Consider the following 1,046-nt stretch of genomic DNA (forward strand, 5'->3'; position numbering starts at 1 on the left):
GTTGTGTTCCCGTTCGGCGTCGAGGCCCTTGAGCGCGGCAGCCCTCTCTGCCCACGAGCGGGCAGACTGCATCACAAGGTCGGTGAGCTGATCCAGCCAATCCGGCCGTGCGCCGTAGAGATCGTGGAACAGCCGGAACAAGGCCGGGAAATGACGGTCGAAGCGCTCTTCGAAGACGGCCCGGTCCGCGCCGTCCCACCCGATGCCCGTGCCCGCCGCTAAGGCCCGGAGCACATGCCGGCGGGCCTCGCTGTCGACGCCGTCTGCTAAGAGGGCGGGTTCAACCATGGAGCATCTCCTTTGACCAGTTTCAATCCCCGACGGCGCGACGACCGTTCACATCCTTGCAGACGGACGCGCGGGTGCCCAGCACGGCAGCCGTGTCCGGCGGGGGAAGGCAGCCGACAGCCGATGCCGCCCATGGTGCTGCCGGGAAGGTCTATAGGCTGGCGTGATGACCGCCCTGACTGATCTCCTGCCCACGCTGCTGGGCGTCGGGCTCCTGATGCTGGTCACCGTGGGGTTGCTTGCGGTTTTCCGGATCCCGCACCGAACGGCGCCGGCGCTGGCCATCCTGCGCGGGGCTGTGCAACTGGCTGTCATCAGCCTCATACTGGGCACTGTCATCACCAGTCCGGTCTGGGTCGGCGCCGCACTTCTCGTGATGTTTTCGGTGGCCGCAGTGACGGCCGCGCGTCGCCTGGGGTGGAGTTGGGGCCGCCTGGCGGTAGTGGGCGGCTCGATGGCGGCCGGCATCCTGGTGACCCTGGCGATCGTTTTCGGCACGGGCGCGATAGCCCTGACGCCCCGCTACGCGCTGGCAATTGGGGGGATCGTGATCGGCAATGCGATGACCATCGCCACCCTGGCCGGCCGGCACTTTGCCGAGTCGGTGAATGAACGTTGGGATGAGGTTGAAGCGTGGCTGGCTTTGGGGGCGACGCGGCGTCAGTCGACGTTGGAGCTGGCCCGGCGCGCCGTCTATTCAGCCCTCATTCCTTCGACCGACCAGACTAAGACGACGGGACTTGTCACCCTGCCCGGGG

At 67.3% G+C, this 1,046-nt stretch carries 1 protein-coding gene and 1 pseudogene; one reads left to right on the top strand and one right to left on the bottom strand.

Going from position 1 to position 1,046, the window contains the following annotated elements; genetic code table 11:
- A pseudogene (locus LQV45_RS35250) lies at positions 1–288 on the bottom strand (amylosucrase); the annotation flags it as partial.
- A gap of 166 nt (positions 289–454) precedes the next feature.
- Between LQV45_RS35250 and LQV45_RS35255 the strand changes: the two are divergent.
- Positions 455–1,046: ABC transporter permease (locus LQV45_RS35255; RefSeq protein ID WP_230012686.1), on the top strand; the 592-nt coding region annotated here is incomplete at its 3' end.

The organism is Microbacterium sp. Bi128 (assembly GCF_918698205.1).